This is a genomic window from Gemmobacter aquarius, from assembly GCF_003060865.1.
GTDB classification, from domain to species: Bacteria; Pseudomonadota; Alphaproteobacteria; order Rhodobacterales; family Rhodobacteraceae; genus Paragemmobacter; species Paragemmobacter aquarius.
This window is the reverse complement of sequence record NZ_CP028918.1, coordinates 1,810,662-1,825,439: the sequence shown is the minus strand read 5'-3', so window position 1 is coordinate 1,825,439 and position 14,778 is coordinate 1,810,662. Positions and strand designations below refer to the sequence as shown.

Genomic DNA, 14,778 nt, shown 5'->3' with positions numbered 1-14,778 from the left:
TTTGTTGAAGGGCGAGTGATGACTGTGCGTGAAAAGACCGGACTGCTTGCCGACCCGTTTTGCATCTATCCGTTCAGCGCGCTCAATGTGATGCCCTCCGGTCAGGTCAAGCCCTGCTGCGCCTATACGACGCCGATCCAGAAGGACGGTGCGCCTATGTCGGTGTACGAGCATTCGCTCGAGGAAATCTGGAATTCGCGGGATATGCGCGACCTGCGCCGTGATCTTTCGAACGGCAAGCCGGCCAAAGGGTGTTCCTATTGCTACCGCCAAGAGGCGTCGGGCATGAAGAGCATGGGGACGGTGCGGAACGAGAGTTCGAAGGCGTGGACGCCCGAGGACCGTGCAGAACTGGCCGGGGCCGATTATCGGATGGCCGAAGGCGTATCTGCGCTGGATCTCGACGTCGGGAACCTGTGCAATCTGAAATGCCGGATGTGCAACAGTTCCTATTCGTCGGCGATTGCTGCCGATCCGGTGCATTCGCGTTGGGCCCCGCCGGGGCCTGTTGCGGCGCGCTGGCGCGGGGACGGGTCGGTGATCGCGCCAAACCACGTGCTTGGCGTCACCTATGCCGGATTGACCTATCCTGCCCGCGAAGACGGCACCCTGCGAAGCTGGGTGCATGAAAGTGCCAACGTCAAGGCATCGGTCTACGGGGTCGGGGTCAGCGGCTTTTCGATACAGCTCTTCGCTGCCGAGGCGACCGAGGCCAGCATCTACGCCAATGAGGTCTTGCTGGAGACGGCGCAGGTTTCGGGCCGCTACGAGCGGCGCTTCGATGTCGAAGGGTTGGAGGCGGCGGCCTATCTCGACGTGAAGATCGTGGTGGCGGGCGGGCCTGTCGCGGTCGAGGCCGTGAAACTGCTGCGGTCGAACCGGGGCGGCAACAAGCTGGTCTTCAGCCGGTTCGAGAATGGCGAGCAATGGTTCCAGAGCGAAGCCTTCATGGCCGGAGAACTGCTCGAGCGGGCAGAGAGTCTCGAGATCGTGCAGTTGATCGGCGGCGAGCCTTTGCTGATCAAGGAAGCGCAGGCCTTCGCGCGCGGCCTGATCGAGCGCGGAGTGGCGCAGAATATAACACTCGCGATCACGACGAACGGAACGCAGGCGGGTGAGGAGTGGATCGGGCTGCTGACGCAGTTCAAGAAGGTTTATCTTGCCATCAGTCTGGACGGTTTCGGGGCGGTCAACGAATTTATCCGCTACCCGTCGGAGTGGGCAGTGATCGACCGTAACATCCGCGCTTTCGCCGCGCAAAGCACGATCGATGTGAGGGCGGCGGTGACGGTGCAGGCCTATAATGCGCTGCGGATCGTCGAGCTTGTCGATTACTGCGAGGAAGTGGGAATACTTTTCAGCGGCCATCTGCTGCAATATCCGCCGCATCTGGGGATACGCGCGATGCCCGATGCGGCACGCGAGCGGTCGGTCAGCCTGTTGCGCGGGCATATCGCAAAGCGGACGGCGGATGCCCCCGATTGGGCCTATGCCGTCCCGCTCGAGTCGCTGGCGGCGGCGATCGAAAGGGAATCCTATTCGCCCGAGGAAAATGCCAAGTTCTGGACGTTCACGCGCGAAATGGACGCATCGCGCGGGCAGAGCCTGCCGGACGCCATGCCAGAGCTTTACGCTTTGATGCAGCCGCCTGCCTGAGCCGGTCGGGCTGCGCGTCAGGTGTTCGGATGGCGGGGACCGGTGCAGGGATCAAACCGCTTTGCGCGGTCATTAAGCTGTGCGATGTTTCGCCGGGTAAATTTATGAGGGGCGAGTTATGACCGTGCGTGAAAAGACCGGACTGCTTGCCGACCCGTTTTGCATCTATCCGTTCAGCGCGCTCAACGTCATGCCCTCCGGTCAGGTCAAGCCCTGCTGCGCCTATACGACGCCGATCCACAAGGACGGAGCGCCGATGTCGGTCTATGAGCATACGCTTGAAGAAATCTGGAATTCGCAGGACATGCGCGACCTGCGCCGTGATCTTTCGAACGGCAAGCCAGCCAAGGGGTGCTCTTACTGCTACCGCCAAGAGGCGGGAGGAATGAAGAGCATGGGGACGGAGCGGACCGAGCTTTCAAGGGCCTGGACGCCCGAGGATGCCAAGAAACTGGCCGAGGCCGATTTCCGCATTGAAGAAGGCGTCTCTGCGCTCGACCTCGATATCGGCAACCTGTGCAACCTTAAATGCCGGATGTGCAACAGTTCCTATTCTTCGGCGATTGCTGCCGATCCGGTGCATTCGCGTTGGGCCCCGCCGGGGCCGGTTGCGGCGCGGTGGCGCCGCGACGGATCGCTGATCGCGCCAAATCATGTGCTTGGCGTGACCTATGCGGGATTGACCTATCCCGCGCAGGAAGACGGCACCCTGCGAAGCTGGGTGCATGGCAGCGGCACCGTCAAGGCATCGGTCTACGGGGTCGGGGTCAGCGGCTTTTCGATACAGCTCTTCGCTGCCGAGGCGACCGAAGCCAGCATCTATGCCAACGATGTCTTGCTGGAGACGGCGCAGGTTTCGGGTCGCTACGAGCGGCGCTTCGATGTCGAGGGGGTGGAGGCTGCGGCCTATCTCGACGTGAAGATCGTGGTGGCGGGCGGGCCTGTCGCGGTCGAGGCCGTGAAACTGCTGCGGTCGAACCAAGGCGGCAGCAAGCTGGTGTTCAGCCGGTTCGAGAATGGCGATCAATGGTTCCAGAGCGAAGCCTTCATGACCGACGAACTGCTCGAGCGGGCCGAGAGCCTCGAGATTGTGCGGCTGATCGGCGGCGAGCCTTTGCTGATCAAGGAAGCGCAGACCTTTGCGCGCCGTCTGATCGAGCGCGGGGTCGCGCAGAATATCAGACTCGAGATGGCGACAAATGGCACTCAGGCGGGTGACGAGTGGATCGATATCCTTACCAGCTTCAAGTTTACTCTCCTCGCCATGAGTGTCGACGGTTTCGGGGCCGTCAACGAATACATCCGCTACCCGTCGGACTGGTCGGTCATAGACCGCAACATCCGTGCTTTCGCCGCGCTTGAGATGATCGAGATGAGGGCCGCGGTGACGGTGCAGGCCTACAATGCGCTGCGGATCGTCGAGCTTGTCGATTACTGCGAGGAGGTCGGGATCGAGTTCAGCGGGCATCTGCTGCAATATCCACCGCATCTGGGGATAAGGGCGATGCCCGATGCGGCGCGCGAGCGGTCGGTCAGCCTGTTGCGCGGGCATATCGCAAAGCGGACGGCGGATGCCCCCGATTGGGCCTATGCCGTCCCGCTTGAATCGCTGGCGGCGGCGATTGAAAAGGAATCCTACTCGCCCGAGGAGAATGCAAAGTTCTGGACGTTCACGCGCGAAATGGACGCATCGCGCGGGCAAAGCCTGTCGGACGCCATGCCGGAGCTTTATGCGCTGATGCAACCGCCGGCCTGAGCCTGTCAGGCTGCGCGTCAGGCGTTCGGGCGGCGGGGGGATGCTGGAGCGGGTGAAGGGAATCGAACCCTCGTATTCAGCTTGGGAAGCTGCTGCTCTGCCATTGAGCTACACCCGCCTTATGGGGTGTGAGGTAAGCGATGGGGCGGGCCGCGTCAAGCAAGAAGGGGGCCTGCACATGGCAGACCCCCTTGGGATGGTCCCGCAACCGGGGACTATGGTTGCCAGACCCTTCCCGGACGCAAGGCAGGGCGTGACGTTCCGCTGCCTTGCGCCTGCGCGCGGCTTACGACTTCGGCAGCATGACCGTGTCGATGACGTGGATGACGCCGTTGGACTGTTTCACGTCGGCGATGGTGACGGTCGCCACGTTGCCGTTTTCATCCGTCAGCTTGATCATGTCGCCTTCGTAGCTGGCCTGCAGCGTGCAACCGCCGAGCGTCGGGACCGGGTGCTTGCCGCCATCGTCGGCGATCATCTTGTTCAGCGCTTCAGCCATCACCGCCTTGCCGACCACGTGGCAAGTCAGGATCTTGGTGAGCGTTTCCTTGTTTTCGGGCTTCAGCAAGGTCTCGACCGTGCCTGCGGGCAGTTTGGCGAAGGCGTCGTTGGTGGGGGCGAAGACGGTGAAGGGACCCGCGCCTTGCAGGGTTTCGACAAGGCCTGCGGCCTGTACGGCGGCGACGAGGGTGGTGTGGTCGGCCGAGTTCACCGCGTTTTCGACGATGTTCTTGTCGGCGAACATGGGTGCACCGCCGACCATCGGATTGTCGCCGCCATGCGATTCGGCGAAGGCGGCGCAGGCGGTCAGGGCGAGGATGGCGGTTGCGAGACGGAACTTCATGGATTTCTCTCCGGTTGGTGCGGCGGGCCAATCCCGCCTTGCCATCAAGTTACGGGGGAGGGTGACGGGAAGTTTCAGGACAGAAAAATTTTCGGCGAAAATTTTTCGCGCGGTCCTGAACGCCAGCGCAGGCTGATCGCGATGCAGTTTGAGTATTTGGGCAAGGGTGAAGGGGCGAGGGGGCGTGCAGGTTGTTGGACCTGCGGCGCCGAGGGATGCTTGTCAGATGTCGGTGATGGTGCCAGCGGCGAGGACGGGGCCGGTCGGGGCACCTGTGGGCGAGCCGCCTGCCGGTTCGAGCGAGACGGCGAGGGTCCAGCCTGCGGGAGCATCGGGGTAATCGACCGTCAGGGGTTGGTCGCCCAGCAGGCCCAGCGAAACGGGGGCGGCATCGGGGGCGATGATCCACAGTTCCTGCACCTGTCCCTGCGGCGCCGGCGTGCCTGCGACGCGGGCGACGATCAACTGTGCGCCGTTGTGGCGGGCCTCGAACTGGAGCGGGTCAGACTCGGCCCCGAGGGTGGCGACGACGGGCGCTTGGGGTGCGGGGGCGAGGAAAGCCACGGCGGCAACCGCAACGGCGGCGGCGGTCAGGGCACCGGCGAGCCAGCCGAAGAGCGGGCGGCGCTTGGGTGCGGGTTTGCCGAAGAGGCGGGCCTCGATCTGCGGCATCAGGTTCGGGGCGGGTTCGTCCTCGAATCCGTCGTTCAGGTCGGCGAGGCGGTTTTCCCATGCGGTGATGCGGGCGGCGAAGGACAGGTCTTTCGCGGCGCGGCTTTCGACGGCGATGCGGTCGGCAAGGTCGAGAACGCCCAGCACATATTCTGCGGCGAGCGCATCGTCGTTGTCCTGCGGGGTGAGGGGGAGGTCATCCGCGGTCATTGGTCCATACACTCGCGCAGTTTGAGGAGGCTGCGGCGCAGCCATGTCCGCATGGTGTTGAGCGGCACGGCGTAGTGGTCGGCAAGGTCGATGTAAGACAGACCGTCGAGATAGGCGCCGCGCACGGCTTGCGCCTTTTCAGGTTCGAGCGTGGCGAAGCAATCGGCGATGCGGCGGGCTTCGCCCTTGGCGATCAGCGTGCCTTCGGCATTGGCGCGGCTGTCGGGCACGGCATCGAGCTCGTCGCCCTCGGCCCCGGCCTGCGCGGGGGATTTGGTGCGGAGGCGGTCGATGGCATGGTTGCGCGCGATGGCGATGAGCCATGTCATGCCGCGCCCCTTTGTCGCGTCGAAGCGTGCGGCACGCAGCCAGACGCGGGTGAATACTTCCTGTAATGCATCTTCTGCCTCGGTTCTTGTGCCGAGGATACGGAGGAGCACGCCCAGAAGTTTCGACGAGGCCGCAGAATAGAGATCGCGGAAGGCTGCGCGGTCCTGCGCTGCCACCTTGGCGATCAGATCGGCTATCGGGTCTTCGGTCATGTCCGTCCTGTCAGATGGATCGGTTATAAGGCAGGACGGAGAAAAGGAAAGTTTATTGAGTGCGGGTGCTTACCGCCGCCGTCTGCGCCCTTCGCTGCCTGCGCCGCCCGCGTTGAAGCTGACATCCGGGAGGGTGACGATGGAATTGAGGTTCGGGAAGGGGTCGGTCTTGTGCGGGATCGCGTTGGCGGCGACGAAATGTTCCTGAAAGCGCGGCTCGATGGCGGTTTCGACCTTGTGGATGTTGTGGACGGTCGCCTCGATCTGGTTGCGAAGGCCGATGTTGCACAATGCGATGCGGGCACCCGTGCCTGCAGCATTGCCCGCCGAGGTGACCTTGTCGAGCGGAACATCGGGGATCATGCCGAGCACCATGGCGTGTTTGGGGCTGATATGGGCACCGAACGCGCCCGCAAGGGTGACACGGTCGACGTGGTCGATGCCCATTTCGTCCATCAACAGGCGTGCGCCCGCGTAGAGCGCGGATTTCGCAAGCTGGATGGCGCGGATGTCGCCTTGGGTAACCATGATCCGTGCTCCGCCGGTCGCGCTGGCGTCGTGCAGGATGTAGCTGTGTGTGCGGCCTTCGGGGCTGCAGCGCGCCGTGCCGGTCTGGTCGGGCGAGCCTATCAGGCCGCCCGGATCGAGGAGGCCCGCGAGGCGCAGTTCGGCGACGGCTTCGATGATGCCTGACCCGCAGATGCCGGTGATGCCGGTCTGCTTGGTCGCCTCGTCAAAGCCTGCATCGGTGGACCACAGGTCGGAGCCGATGACCTTGAAGCGCGGTTCTTTGGTGACGGGGTCGATTTCGACGCGTTCGATCGCACCGGGGGCGGCGCGCTGGCCCGATGAGATTTGCGCGCCCTCGAAGGCGGGGCCGGTGGGGGAGGAGCAGGCGAGGACGCGGGTTTCGTTGCCGAGCAGGATCTCGGCATTGGTGCCGACATCGACGATCAGGACCATGTCCTTGGATTTGTTGGGTTCTTCTGACAGGGCGACGGCTGCGGCATCTGCCCCCACATGGCCTGCGATGCAGGGCAGGATATAGACGCGGGCGGCGGTGTTGATGTTGGTCAGGTCAAGCTCTTTGGCGTCGAGCGACATGGAGCCGGAGGTGGCGAGTGCGAAGGGGGCTTGGCCAAGCTCGACGGGGTCGATGCCCAGAAGCAGGTGGTGCATGACCGGGTTGCAGACGAAGACCACCTCGTAGATCAGGGCGGGGTCGATGTTCGCCTCGGTCGCGATGGAGGTGGCGAGCGCGTTGATCGCCTCGCGCACGGCGCGGGTCATTTCGACATCGCCGCCGGGATTCATCATGGCGTAGGAGACGCGCGACATCAGGTCTTCGCCGAAGCGGATCTGCGGGTTCATCAGGCCCGAGGACGCCAGCACCGAGCCGTCGCGCAGATCGCACAGATGGGCTGCGATGGTGGTCGAGCCGAGGTCGATGGCGAGGCCGTAAAGCCCGCCCTCGTAGAAGCCGGGGAAGATGTCGAGGATGCGGGGGCTTGCGTCGTGGTTGCCCTTGTGGATGGCCACGGTGACCTTCCACTCACCCTTGCGCAGGGCGGGTTGCAGGCGGCGCATCAGGGGCAGGCCAGCGGTGAGGTCTTTGACCTGCCATTGGGTATCGAGGGCCGTTGCGAGACGTTCGAAATCGCCGGTGGGTTCGTGCATGTCGGGTTCCGCGACCTCGACGTACAAAAGGCGGGTGGCGGGGTCCATCACGATATCGCGCTGGGTGGCGGATTTGCGGATGACCTGCTTGTGGACCTGTGATTCCGGCGGCACGTCGATGACCACATCGCCCATGACCTGCGCCTGACAGCCCAAGCGCCGACCCGGCGCCATGCCGCGTTTGGATTTGTAGCGTTCCTCGACCGAGTTCCATTCGGTCAGCGCGTCGGATTCGACGGAAACGCCGTGTTTGGGGAAATCGCCGTAAGACGGGGTGATCTGGCATTTGGAACAGATGCCGCGCCCGCCGCAGACCGAGTCGAGGTCGACACCCAGTTGGCGGGCGGCGGTCAGCACCGGCGTGCCGAGGGCGAAGCGCCCGCGCTTGCCCGAGGGGGTGAAGATCACGAGGGCATCTTGAGAGGACATCTGGTCACCAATTCTGTTCGCGCCTGTTGTTCATAAGGCGCAAGACGGGAACGGCAATGTCTGTTCGCGGCAAAAATCGCGTTCAGGGCGTCACGCGGGGCGAAGCGGTGCGATTACGGGTCGCTTTGCAGCCAGTTCAGGATGGCGGCGCGGTCGCCGTTCAGGGCGGGGGCGGGCGGGCGGCTGGTGGCTTCGGGCAGGGTGGACATCTTGATCGGGTTGCCTGCGGCGGTGAAGGCGGGGCCTGTTCCGTTCGGTTGGACAGGCAGGAACATGTTGCGGGCAATGAGTTGGGGGTCGTGCAGGGCTTCGGCCATGGTCTGGACGCGGCCGGTGGGGATGCCTGCGGCTTCGAAGGTGGCGATCCAGTGGTCGGTGGAGGCGGTCAGAGTGGTGGATTCGATCAGGCGTTTGAGGAGGTGGACGTTGTCGCAGCGGGCGGTGTTGGTGGCAAAGCGCGGGTCGGATTGGTCGAGGCCGAGCGTGGCGCAGAGTTTGGCAAAGAGCGCGTCGTTTCCGGCGGCGATGACGACGAAACCGTCAGCGGTGCGGAAGGTGGAGAAGGGGGTGATGGTGGGGTGGCGTGCGCCGGTCGGTTTCGGGGCCTCGCCCGTGGCGGTGGTGATGGCGAGCGCGTGTTCCTGTATGGGGATTTGCGCGTCGAGCATGGCGATGTCGATTTTCGCGCCTGTGCCGGTTTTCTCGCGGGCGTAGAGCGCGGCGAGGACGCCTTGGGCGAGATACATGCCCGCGACGATATCGCCGATCGAAGCGCCGACGCGGACGGGGGGGCCGCCTTCTTCGCCCGTGATCGACATGACGCCGCCGCGGGCTTGCACGACCATGTCATAGGCGGGTTTGGCGGCATCGGGGCCGCTGTGGCCGAAGCCGGACACCGCGCCGTAGATCAGGCGGGGGTGTTTCGTGCGGAGGAAGTCATAGCCGTAGCCCAGACGCTCCATCACGCCGGGGCGGTAGTTTTCCAGCAGGATATCGGCGCGGACGAGGAGGGCTTCGAAGATTGCGCGGTCGGGTGGAGATTTGAGGTCAAGCGCGATGGATTGCTTGCCTGCGTTCAGAGCGGCGAAATAGGCGGATTGGCCCTGCACGAAGGGCGGGAAGGCGCGGGTGTCATCGCCGGTTGCGGGGCGTTCGACCTTTATCACATGCGCGCCGAGGTCGAGGAGGGTGGTCGAGCAGAAGGGTCCGGCGAGGACATGGGTGAGGTCGAGGATCGTGACGCCGGAGAGGGGAGCTGGCATGGGTCTGGCCTTTGCGCTTTGGGTGCGAGGAAAGCGCGGCGGGGTGCGGTTGGCAAGGATGAAGGGAAAGATTTTTCTGCGAAAAATCTGTAGGCGATCCTTCTGCGAAGGATCGGTGATGCGCTTTGGGGAACTTTCGCAGAAAGTTCGTTTGCGGAATTTTTCGCAGAAAAATTCTGTCAGTCAAAACAGGATTTGAACGGGGTCGGGTGAACAGACGATCACGTATTGGCGTCCCGCCCTGAGCAGGTGGAAGCCGCGCCTTCGTACCTCGTGGCAGAAGCGGTCATGGCCGACTTCGCGTTCGACCCAATCGACGTCACGACGGATGACGCCGCCCCTGAGGGCGGCCTTTGCCGAAAAGATCTCGGCAATCCAAGGTTCGGGTGCGGTGGTTCGAATCATCTGCATGGGGCGAGCCTAGCCGCCCCATACTTAACGATGCGTTATCAGGCGCGGCCCTTGCGCCCGCCGCGGCGGCCACCGGCGGCTTGGGAAGCTGCGGCAGAGGCTTCGGCAAAGCTCATGCCGCCTTCGACAGCTTCCAGAACCTTGGCAAAGCGGATCCATTCGCCGCCGTTGGCGTCATGGTTCATCAGCATGTTAGCGGCGCGGATCGCCTCCATTTCCTGCTGGCGCACGGGGTTCATGATGGCCGAGGTCATGCCCGCGCCGATGGCCATGGGCAGGAAGGCGCCGTTCACGCCGTGACGGTGCGGCAGGCCGAAGGAGATGTTCGAGGCGCCGCAGGTGGTGTTGACGCCCAGTTCTTCGCGTAGGCGGCGGACGAGGGCAAAGACCTGCTGGCCCGCGGACGACATGGCGCCGATGGGCATGACAAGCGGGTCGACCACGATGTCATGGGCCGGAATGCCGAAATCGGCGGCGCGTTCGACGATCTTCTTGGCCACGGCGAAGCGGACATCAGGGTCGGGCGAGATGCCGGTATCGTCGTTCGAGATCGCCACGACCGGCACGTTGTATTTCTTGACCAGCGGCAGGACGAGTTCCATGCGCTCTTCCTCACCCGTGACCGAGTTGAGAAGCGGTCGGCCTTCGCACGCCAGCAGGCCCGCTTCCAACGCACCGGGGACCGAGCTGTCGATGCACAGGGGCACGTCGACGGTTTGCTGCACGATCTCGATCAGCGCCTTCATTAGCGGCGGTTCGACGAAGTTGTTGTCGGCGTAGCGCGGGTCTTGCGCCATCATGTTGGTGAAAACCGCGCCCGAATTGATGTCGAGCACGGTCGCGCCGCAGGCGACCTGTTCCAGCGCGTCACGGATGACGGTTTCGTAATTGCCCATTTCCAGCTCGGCGGCCAGCTTCTTGCGCCCCGTGGGATTGATGCGTTCGCCGATCACGCAGAAGGGTTCGTCAAAACCGATGATGACGGTTTTCGTTTTCGATTCCAGTACAGTACGGGTCATTCTTGAACCTTTGCGTTAAGCTTGTGCGGCAGGGACGCCCGAGGCGCCGCCGTTTTCGGTGACCCATGCGGCATTGGTCTTGATGCCGCCGAGCGGGAAGAAGTGGACGCTTTCGATGCCGAAATCGGGGTTTTCCGCCTTGTGCGCGGCCAAGGATGCGATGAATTCGGTCGGCTCGTAGGGCAACAGAAGCTTGGTCACGTCCATCGCGCGCTTTTGCAGAACGCGAAGCGAGGGGCCGACACCGCAGGCGATGGCGAATTTGATCAGGGTTTGCAGCTTGGCGGGGCCTGCCACGCCGATGTGGACGGGGAGGTTCACGCCCTCGGCTTTCAGGCGGTCGACCCATGCTATGACGGGATCGGCCTCGAAACAGAACTGGGTGGCCATGGCCATTTTCGCATCGGTGCGTTCGGCGAAGGCCGATTTCCAGCGCGCGGCTTCCATCACCATGCGGTCGGAACCGTCTGGGTCGATGTCCTTGTTGCCTTCGGGGTGGCCTGCGACGTGCAGGCGGTCGAAACCGTCAAACGCGCCGGATTCGAGAAGCTGCATCGAGGTGCCGAAATCACCGACCTGGGCTGCGGGGTTGCCTGCGAGGATCAGGCCCTGCTTGACGTTGGCTTCGCCCTGATACCGGGCGACCCAGTCGAGCAGCGTGGCGCGGTCCTTGATGATACGCGCGGGAAAGTGCGGCATCACGGGGTAGCCTTCGGCGTTCAGCCGCTTGGCGGTGGCGACCATGTCTTCGATCGGGGTGCCGTCGATGTGGGCGATGTAGACACGGGTGCCTGCGGGCAGAAGGTCGCGGAAGCTTTCGACTTTTTCAGCCGTGCGGGGCATGACCTCGATGGAGTAGCCTTGCAGGAAGGCTTCGACCGCGGCGGGGGTCTGCTGGGTGGGGGCTGCCTCGCGGCGGAAGTTGAAGAGGGCCATCAGGGTCTCCGTAAGGGTCATGCGGATCGGGGGGATCAGGCTTTGTGCCAGCCGTCGGCGTCGATAAGTTGCTTGATGCGGGCGGTGTCGAATTCGGCTTCCAACCTGTCAGCCTCGGCCTTTGCTATCGTGTCGGGGTCGTCGCCTTCGACGGTGTAGGGGTCAGCCTTGCGCCATTCGGCGAGGTAGGCGTCTGCGTCCTTGGCGCCGATCTTCATGGCGCAGCGGTCGATTGCCTGCTCGAACCGTTCGGGAAGCTGGACCTTTGATCCGCGCCGCCCCTTGCCCACGATCACTTGGGCCGGAATGTCGCGCCAATAGACTACCGTTACTTCTGGCATCCGAGTCACCCTTGTTTGTTCGTTCCGTAATAGCGCCGATCCGCGACTGGCGATGTCGGTTTTCGACATGGCGCAGACGGCTAGCGACCATAGCAGCGACCCTGCCTTGCGCCTGACCTTGACTAACCGAGATCAGCCAAGCGGGCGATATGTTTCGCGGTCTTCGATCCGCCGAAATATTCATCTGGATCATGAAGCGCGTCGAAGGGGGTAACGCGGCCTTGCGCTGTAGGGGCGTAGGGGCTAGCCTGAGAGCAACCATGAATGGAGGGCGGTAATGGCGCCCGAGCGTCCCCGGGGGGCGGACGCGATCCCGCAGGAAGCAGAGGTGCCCTTTGGCATGCCTTTTGCGGTCGAACCGTCACCCCCTGCCGATCCCGGATCGGCGCTGCTTTATGCTGCGCTCGATCTGGGGACAAACAGTTGCCGGATGCTGATTGCCCAGCCAAAGGGCAGCCAGTTTCAGGTCGTGGACAGCTTTTCAAAGACTGTCCAGCTTGGCGTGGGGCTTGAAGCTTCAGGCCGGTTGTCGCGTGCTTCCATGGCGCGGACGGTGCAGGCGCTGCGGATCTGCCAGAAGAAGATCGAAAAGCACGGCGTGCGGAATATGCGGCTGGTGGCAACCGAGGCGTGTCGGCGGGCAAGGAATGCCAAGGATTTCATCCGGCAAGTGCGGCGCGAGACGGGGCTGAGCCTCGAGATCATCGCCACGGAAGAGGAGGCACGGCTGGCGGTGATCTCCTGCGCGCCGCTGGTCAACCCCAAGACCGAGCAGTTGCTGGTGGTGGATATCGGCGGGGGGTCGACGGAACTGGTCTGGATCGACCTTTCCGCCGTGCCGCCCGAGGAACGCCCGCGGTCGATCATGCGGCTGCATCGCGGCTTCAACGCGCAAGGAGAGCGCGAGGCGCGGGTGGTGGACTGGATTTCGGTGCCCTTGGGGGTGGCGACGCTTAAGGACCAGTTCGCGGATGTCGATGATGACGGGGCGCGGTTTGCGCTGATGTCGTGGTTCTTCGAGGAAAATCTGGCGAGTTTCTCGCCCTATAATGCCGAGAACCCGCGCGAGGGGTTCCAGATCATCGGGACCAGCGGTACGGTGACGACGGTGGCGGCGAGCTACCTGAACCTGCGGCGCTATGACCGGACCAAGGTGGACGGTTTGCAGATGACCTCGGACCAGATCGACCTTGTGATCCGCGAATATCTGACGCTGGGGCCCGAGGGGCGGCGCACCGATCCGCGCATCGGGCGCGACCGGCATGCGCTGATCATGTCGGGGGCGGCTATCCTTCAGGCGCTGATGCGGATATGGCCGACGGATCGCCTGAGCGTGGCCGACCGGGGTTTGCGCGAGGGGCTTCTTTATGCACAGATGAGCGCAGATGGCGTTCTGGAAGACGGACCATACGCATGACGGCTATCAAGGGAACATCGGGGCGCGGCCAGCGCGAGTTGCGGGTGCGGGTCAAGACCGCCAAGGGGCGCAAGCTGTCGTCGACGCTGTGGTTGGAGCGGCAGTTGAACGACCCTTATGTCATTCAGGCCAAGAAGGACGGCTATCGCGGTCGGGCGGCTTACAAGATTCTGGAGCTGGACGACCGCTACGGTTTCTTGAAACCGGGGTGCCGCGTGGTTGATCTTGGCTGTGCGCCCGGCGGGTGGACGCAGGTGGCGGTGGGGCGGGTGAACGCCTTGGGGGATAATCCGAAAAAGCCGGTCGGCACCGTGCTGGGCATCGATTTGCAGGAGGTCGAGGCGATTCCGGGGGCTGAATTGCACCAGCTGGATTTCCTGTCGGATGATGCGGACGAGCTGGTAAAGGGCTGGCTGGGCGGGCGTGCCGATGTGGTGATGAGCGACATGGCGGCGGCGGCATCGGGGCACAAGGGAACCGACCACTTGCGGATCGTGGCGCTGATCGAGGCGGCGCTGGCCTTTGCCTTTGACGTGCTGGAAGAGGGCGGGACATTCGTCGCCAAGGTTCTGGCAGGCGGGGCCGAGAACGAAATGCAGGTGATGCTGAAGAAGAATTTCAAGAAGGTGGCCAATGTGAAGCCTCCGGCCAGCCGTGCGGACAGTTCGGAAAAGTTCGTGGTGGCGCAGGGGTTTCGCGGGCGCAGCGTCGCAGTGGTGGACGAGGCCGGGGAATAAAGAAGGGCGCCTTCGGCGCCCTGTTCTTTGGCAGATTGCGGTGGCGTTCAGCCGCCCCAGTGGCGGATCGGGCCGCAATCCATGTGGACGAAGTTCGAGCGGGGGTAGCGGCCGACACCGCCCGAGGCGCAGGCTTCGGCGGCTTTGGCCATTTGGCCGACCGAGCGTGATTTCAAGCGCAGGTCGGCGGCCTGACCCTTGAGGTGCAGCGAATTGCGGGCGACCCCGCGCGAGGATTCGCGCAACATGGCGTTGGTCTTGGGGCAGCGGTAGCCGGACAGCAGCATGTAGGGTTCGGTCACATCCATCAGCGAATGGGCGGCGGCCATGATATCGACGGTGCGCGGGTCGATATGCTTGGTGTCGTTGGTGCGCCAGTCGCGCATGAAATGGGTGATTTCGTCCATGACTTCGGGGATATATTCGCCTTCGACCCAGTAGATCGTGTCGAGGCTTTCGCCGGTGCGGCCCGAGTACATCTTCACGCGGCGGATATCGCCTGCGCCGCGCAAAACGCCGAAGGCGTGGCTGTAGGTCGGGGCAGCGATGACGGCGGTTGCGGCAAATATGCCCAGTACTCCGCGCCGAGTGATACCCGATTTTGCCGTATTGGTCATGGACTGCCCGTTCCCCGAAATTTCGCCTTGCCGCCTGTATCGGCAGCTTTCGTGCCACTTTTCCCCAAGTGCAGCAACTTTATGGCACATGATTGAAATCGTCCCAAGTCCGGATTGAGCCCCGATCACGCTGTGCGCTGCGATAGGCAAATTCTTGCTTAAACTGCCGGAACAAAGCGGGGATTTACGTAACTGTTGCCGCCATGCCGCTTTGCGGGCCTTGGCTGCGGGGTGGCGGCGATGTGAATAGAC

At 63.5% G+C, this 14,778-nt stretch carries 14 protein-coding genes and 1 tRNA gene; 4 read left to right on the top strand and 11 right to left on the bottom strand.

The window, feature by feature from the left end; all coding sequences use genetic code 11:
• Window positions 1-18: 18 nt before the first annotated feature.
• Both HYN69_RS08795 and HYN69_RS08790 read left to right on the top strand, forming a co-directional pair.
• The gene (locus tag HYN69_RS08795; protein WP_159082409.1) at window positions 19-1,656 is read left to right on the top strand and encodes an SPASM domain-containing protein; all 1,638 of its coding nucleotides are present in this window, start codon (window positions 19-21) and stop codon (window positions 1,654-1,656) included.
• A gap of 118 nt (window positions 1,657-1,774) precedes the next feature.
• Window positions 1,775-3,412: a radical SAM protein gene (locus HYN69_RS08790; protein ID WP_108435410.1), complete on the top strand. Its 1,638-nt coding sequence runs from the start codon at window positions 1,775-1,777 to the stop codon at window positions 3,410-3,412.
• A 44-nt stretch (window positions 3,413-3,456) separates the two neighbouring features.
• Here HYN69_RS08790 and HYN69_RS08785 read toward each other — a convergent pair.
• From HYN69_RS08785 to HYN69_RS08740, 10 genes are all read right to left on the bottom strand, one after another.
• Window positions 3,457-3,530: transfer RNA gene (locus tag HYN69_RS08785), tRNA-Gly, on the bottom strand.
• 168 nt (window positions 3,531-3,698) lie between these two features.
• Window positions 3,699-4,256: a fasciclin domain-containing protein gene (locus tag HYN69_RS08780; protein WP_108435409.1), complete on the bottom strand. Its 558-nt coding sequence runs from the start codon at window positions 4,254-4,256 to the stop codon at window positions 3,699-3,701.
• Between the two features lie 222 nt (window positions 4,257-4,478).
• On the bottom strand, window positions 4,479-5,138 hold the full coding sequence (locus tag HYN69_RS08775; protein ID WP_159082408.1) for an anti-sigma factor: 660 nt from the start codon (window positions 5,136-5,138) through the stop codon (window positions 4,479-4,481).
• Window positions 5,135-5,680, bottom strand: a complete 546-nt coding sequence (locus tag HYN69_RS08770) for a sigma-70 family RNA polymerase sigma factor (RefSeq protein ID WP_108435407.1) — start codon at window positions 5,678-5,680, stop codon at window positions 5,135-5,137. Before HYN69_RS08770 ends, HYN69_RS08775 begins: the two co-directional genes overlap by 4 nt.
• 69 nt (window positions 5,681-5,749) lie before the next feature.
• The gene (locus HYN69_RS08765) at window positions 5,750-7,786 is read right to left on the bottom strand and encodes an ASKHA domain-containing protein (RefSeq protein WP_108435406.1); all 2,037 of its coding nucleotides are present in this window, start codon (window positions 7,784-7,786) and stop codon (window positions 5,750-5,752) included.
• A 113-nt stretch (window positions 7,787-7,899) separates the two neighbouring features.
• The gene (locus tag HYN69_RS08760; RefSeq protein WP_108435405.1) at window positions 7,900-9,048 is read right to left on the bottom strand and encodes a CaiB/BaiF CoA transferase family protein; all 1,149 of its coding nucleotides are present in this window, start codon (window positions 9,046-9,048) and stop codon (window positions 7,900-7,902) included.
• Between the two features lie 183 nt (window positions 9,049-9,231).
• On the bottom strand, window positions 9,232-9,459 hold the full coding sequence (locus HYN69_RS08755; RefSeq protein ID WP_108435404.1) for an N-(5'-phosphoribosyl)anthranilate isomerase: 228 nt from the start codon (window positions 9,457-9,459) through the stop codon (window positions 9,232-9,234).
• A gap of 38 nt (window positions 9,460-9,497) precedes the next feature.
• Window positions 9,498-10,478, bottom strand: coding sequence for a methyltetrahydrofolate cobalamin methyltransferase (locus HYN69_RS08750; protein WP_108435403.1), 981 nt, complete (start codon window positions 10,476-10,478; stop codon window positions 9,498-9,500).
• Between the two features lie 15 nt (window positions 10,479-10,493).
• Window positions 10,494-11,414, bottom strand: a complete 921-nt coding sequence (locus HYN69_RS08745; RefSeq protein ID WP_108437114.1) for a methylenetetrahydrofolate reductase — start codon at window positions 11,412-11,414, stop codon at window positions 10,494-10,496.
• Between the two features lie 35 nt (window positions 11,415-11,449).
• Window positions 11,450-11,755 carry a virulence factor gene (locus tag HYN69_RS08740; protein ID WP_108435402.1) on the bottom strand — a complete coding sequence of 102 codons (306 nt, stop codon included), beginning with the start codon at window positions 11,753-11,755 and terminating at the stop codon, window positions 11,450-11,452.
• A gap of 277 nt (window positions 11,756-12,032) precedes the next feature.
• On the opposite strand from HYN69_RS08740, the gene HYN69_RS08735 reads away from it, so the two are divergent.
• Both HYN69_RS08735 and HYN69_RS08730 read left to right on the top strand, forming a co-directional pair.
• Window positions 12,033-13,172 carry a Ppx/GppA phosphatase family protein gene (locus HYN69_RS08735; RefSeq protein ID WP_108435401.1) on the top strand — a complete coding sequence of 380 codons (1,140 nt, stop codon included), beginning with the start codon at window positions 12,033-12,035 and terminating at the stop codon, window positions 13,170-13,172.
• Window positions 13,169-13,909: an RlmE family RNA methyltransferase gene (locus HYN69_RS08730; RefSeq protein WP_108435400.1), complete on the top strand. Its 741-nt coding sequence runs from the start codon at window positions 13,169-13,171 to the stop codon at window positions 13,907-13,909. The genes HYN69_RS08735 and HYN69_RS08730 overlap by 4 nt, the downstream gene beginning before the upstream one ends.
• Window positions 13,910-13,956: 47 nt before the next feature.
• On the opposite strand, the gene HYN69_RS08725 is transcribed toward HYN69_RS08730, so the two are convergent.
• Window positions 13,957-14,526, bottom strand: coding sequence for a YcbK family protein (locus HYN69_RS08725; RefSeq protein ID WP_108435399.1), 570 nt, complete (start codon window positions 14,524-14,526; stop codon window positions 13,957-13,959).
• Between the last annotated feature and the right edge of the window lie 252 nt (window positions 14,527-14,778).

What these genes read in the sequence shown, in the direction of transcription:
- HYN69_RS08795 (WP_159082409.1), top strand. Translation starts at nt 19, where the DNA reads ATGACTGTGCGTGAAAAGACCGGACTGCTTGCCGACCCGTTTTGCATC.
- HYN69_RS08790 (WP_108435410.1), top strand. Translation starts at nt 1,775, where the DNA reads ATGACCGTGCGTGAAAAGACCGGACTGCTTGCCGACCCGTTTTGCATC.
- HYN69_RS08780 (WP_108435409.1), bottom strand. Translation starts at nt 4,256, where the DNA reads ATGAAGTTCCGTCTCGCAACCGCCATCCTCGCCCTGACCGCCTGCGCC.
- HYN69_RS08775 (WP_159082408.1), bottom strand. Translation starts at nt 5,138, where the DNA reads ATGACCGCGGATGACCTCCCCCTCACCCCGCAGGACAACGACGATGCG.
- HYN69_RS08770 (WP_108435407.1), bottom strand. Translation starts at nt 5,680, where the DNA reads ATGACCGAAGACCCGATAGCCGATCTGATCGCCAAGGTGGCAGCGCAG.
- HYN69_RS08765 (WP_108435406.1), bottom strand. Translation starts at nt 7,786, where the DNA reads ATGTCCTCTCAAGATGCCCTCGTGATCTTCACCCCCTCGGGCAAGCGC.
- HYN69_RS08760 (WP_108435405.1), bottom strand. Translation starts at nt 9,048, where the DNA reads ATGCCAGCTCCCCTCTCCGGCGTCACGATCCTCGACCTCACCCATGTC.
- HYN69_RS08755 (WP_108435404.1), bottom strand. Translation starts at nt 9,459, where the DNA reads ATGCAGATGATTCGAACCACCGCACCCGAACCTTGGATTGCCGAGATC.
- HYN69_RS08750 (WP_108435403.1), bottom strand. Translation starts at nt 10,478, where the DNA reads ATGACCCGTACTGTACTGGAATCGAAAACGAAAACCGTCATCATCGGT.
- HYN69_RS08745 (WP_108437114.1), bottom strand. Translation starts at nt 11,414, where the DNA reads ATGGCCCTCTTCAACTTCCGCCGCGAGGCAGCCCCCACCCAGCAGACC.
- HYN69_RS08740 (WP_108435402.1), bottom strand. Translation starts at nt 11,755, where the DNA reads ATGCCAGAAGTAACGGTAGTCTATTGGCGCGACATTCCGGCCCAAGTG.
- HYN69_RS08735 (WP_108435401.1), top strand. Translation starts at nt 12,033, where the DNA reads ATGGCGCCCGAGCGTCCCCGGGGGGCGGACGCGATCCCGCAGGAAGCA.
- HYN69_RS08730 (WP_108435400.1), top strand. Translation starts at nt 13,169, where the DNA reads ATGACGGCTATCAAGGGAACATCGGGGCGCGGCCAGCGCGAGTTGCGG.
- HYN69_RS08725 (WP_108435399.1), bottom strand. Translation starts at nt 14,526, where the DNA reads ATGACCAATACGGCAAAATCGGGTATCACTCGGCGCGGAGTACTGGGC.